This is a genomic window from Arthrobacter sp., assembly GCF_030540645.1.
GTDB lineage: Bacteria > Actinomycetota > Actinomycetes > Actinomycetales > Micrococcaceae > Specibacter.
In genome coordinates this window covers 1-2,917 of record NZ_JAUNVV010000147.1, presented here as the reverse complement: position 1 = coordinate 2,917, position 2,917 = coordinate 1, and the positions used below count along the sequence as shown (strand labels likewise).

The following is a 2,917-nucleotide window of genomic DNA, read 5'->3' as shown; positions in this document are numbered from 1 at the left end:
AGGTCCTTGTTGGGGAGCTCGTAGAGAATCCCTCCAAGGTTGCGGCGATGTCCTCCAAGGAGGTTTCCATCCATGCCAATGCTGCGTCGTTCTCGGCACGTTGTGACGCGTTGGAGTGTGTCAGGATGCTGTGACGCATGTGATAGGTCTCGATGTCAATGCCCAGAAGATCCAGCAGGCCACGGATGCGGGTAAGTAACTGTGCTGGTGTCTCTTCGCGTTGAGGCCTGTCCAGCATGTTTTCTTCAAGGACAGGCGTCGGGGCCAGCCCGATAAGCATTGCAGGCGACAAGCGGACGCCATGGCTTCGTTCTTGATACATGTAGTCCCCCAGACCCATGATGTATTCAACTGCCTCCATCGATCATGAATGAACATAATCGAGCAGAAATGTGGGTATAGATATCAGAATTTTAGAATAATTCAGTTCGTCGATATTTCGAATTTCGCTTCGTGGAGTTTGACTCGATCCGTGGCAGCTGCGGTCCAATGTAAGCGAACGGGTGAGACCGATTTGGGTACTTTTTTCCTGCCGCTCCCGCCTGCCTGAAGCCTCCTGTCGCTGAAGATGAACTTGGTTCCATTTCCCAATCTACGGCTTCCTGGAACGGTGCTACCGCGAACGATGATCCCTGCGACTACAGGGCACGGTTCAATTAGCTAAACATTTCCCAATGACATTGCGCAATCTGCCCATGTCCAGAAACTTAATCTTCATCCAATTGAATAGTGGCTGGAATCAATTACCTATCCATTTGGATAATCTATTTCCAAGAAAGGCATGAATATCCTGTGGGCGGGTAGGCGGCTGGACCGGACGGCAACGCCGGGCAGCAAAGCCAGCCGACCGCCGTCGCGCGTGGGAAAAGGCGGCCCGGCACACAAAAATGGCCATCCGCGGCTGACATTGTCAGACGTGGATGGCCATTTCCCATCTCATGCAGGGTGCAGGCTAATTACTCACCGGCGGAGTTGGAGCGGCCGATGATTGTCACGGGGACAAAGATGGCCAGAGCGCACAGGCCGAGGCCAAGGCAGGCCGGCACGAAGGCATGTGCAAAGCTCTCCAGGCTCCAGTAGGAGAGCGAGAAGATTCCGCCAAGGAACAAGGCGAAGAAGATGACAAACAAAATGACGGACTGAACAAGGCTGTTTTCGCCGTTGTACTTGCGGTCGGACACGGTTCCTCCTTACCCCAAGGTGGGGAGCTGGGTGGTGGGCCGGCAAACCGGCACGATGATCTACCCATGATCTTAGTACGGATTGCGGCGGAAACTTCCCCGTTTAGTAGTTGGAAGTTCCCGTGCCGCCTGTGACAATGGCAATTCCTGCGCTGGTGCCGATCCGGGTGGCCCCTGCGGCGATCATTTCCAGTGCTTGTTCGCGGGAGCGGACGCCGCCGGAGGCCTTCACCCCAATGTCGGGCCCAACGGTTTTGCGCATCAAGGCAACATCCTGGGTCGTTGCACCCCCGCCGGAGAAGCCCGTGGACGTTTTCACAAAATCAGCCCCGGCCTCCACTGCTGCCTCACACGCCAGGATCTTCTCGTCGTCGCTAAGCAGCGCCGTTTCAATAATGACCTTCAGGATCGAATCTTCGCCATGCACCACCTCTGCGACGGCAGAAATATCGGAAACGAGGGCTTCGCGGTCCAAGGCCCTGGCGGAGGCGATATTGATGACCATGTCAATCTCGTCGGCCCCGTCCATGGTGGCACCGCGGGCTTCGAAAACTTTCACATCTGTGTTGTGCGTGCCCAGCGGGAATCCCACCACTGTGCAGGTCAGCACGCCGCTACCCAGCAACGCCTTCTTCACCGTTTCAACCCAGACCGGGTTCACGCAGACCGACTTGAAGTGGTGTGCGGAGGCTTCCTTGCACAGTCGCAGGATGTCGGCACGGCTGGCTTCAGGAGCCAGCAGCGTGTGGTCGATGTAGCGGGCCAGGTCGTTGGGGGCGTCCTCGCCCGTGAAGGGGTCTTCGTATGTCATGGTGCGTACCTTCCCTGGTTCGGATGTGTATCCCCATGGTGTCACACCGCTCGGTTTCACAAAGTTTCACTCACGCAGTGGCGCCGAAGAGCAGCAATCCGCCCAATGCCAGCCCGGCCACCCACACGGTGGAAATAGCTGCCAGGATGAAGGGCTTCATGCCCACAGACAGCAGCGACTTCACGTGTACTCCAGCGCCCAGGGCGAACATGGCCGCCGCGAGCAGGAAGCTCTCTCCACTCTTCGAGAAGTCGAGTGCGGCATCAGGCAGCCAGCCGGTGGCACGCAGGGCCATCATGAGGATGAAGGAGAGTACGAACAAGGGCATGATGGGTGGTTTACGGCTCGTTGCGGACTGGCCCGCGCTGCGGCGTTGGCGCACACTGATCACGGCCATGACCGGTGCCAGCATCAGCACCCGTGCCAGCTTCACAATCACGGCAACGCCCAAGGCAGCTCCGCCGATGGTGCCGCCAGCGGCGACTACCTGGGCGACCTCATGGATGGAACCACCGGCCCACAAGCCTGCTTGGTAGTCGCTGAGCCCCAGCAGAGCCGCGGCTGCCGGGAGGGCGGGAATCATCAACGTTCCAAAGATCACCACCAGTGCCACAGCTGTCATCACCTCGCGGCGGTCCTTCGTTTCAATGACACCGTCGACGGCGGCCACGGCGGCCGCGCCGCAGATGGAAAAGCCGCAACCTATCAGCAATCGCTGGGTGGGGCTCAATCCCAGCCACCGCCCCACCAGCATCGTGCCGGCAATGCCCAGTCCCACAATGCACACGACCACCAGGATCATGCCGGCACCCAGGGAGAGCACATCGGCCACCAGCAGCTGGTAGCCCAACAGCACGACGCCGGCGCGCAGCAGGGTTTTGGCGGCGAAGTCAAAGCCGGCCTGCAGTCGCTGCGGGACCGGGAG

General features: G+C 59.0%; 4 protein-coding genes. All 4 read right to left on the bottom strand.

All coding sequences use genetic code 11. The features are described 5' to 3' along the window. Positions 1-361 (bottom strand): hypothetical protein (locus Q4P21_RS16045; RefSeq protein ID WP_303389720.1); only part of this gene is annotated, 361 nt, incomplete at its 3' end. Between the two features lie 595 nt (positions 362-956). Beyond that, positions 957-1,181, bottom strand: a complete 225-nt coding sequence (locus Q4P21_RS16040) for a hypothetical protein (protein ID WP_207346156.1) — start codon at positions 1,179-1,181, stop codon at positions 957-959. 103 nt (positions 1,182-1,284) lie between these two features. After that, the gene (gene deoC, locus Q4P21_RS16035) at positions 1,285-1,992 is read right to left on the bottom strand and encodes a deoxyribose-phosphate aldolase (protein WP_303389719.1); all 708 of its coding nucleotides are present in this window, start codon (positions 1,990-1,992) and stop codon (positions 1,285-1,287) included. Positions 1,993-2,062: 70 nt separating this feature from the next. Next, positions 2,063-2,917, bottom strand: an 855-nt coding sequence (locus tag Q4P21_RS16030) for a YeiH family protein (RefSeq protein WP_303389718.1), incomplete at its 5' end; no start/stop codon positions are given.

Excerpts from the sequence above, each read along its gene's own strand:
- deoC (WP_303389719.1), bottom strand. The coding sequence starts at position 1,992 with ATGACATACGAAGACCCCTTCACGGGCGAGGACGCCCCCAACGACCTG.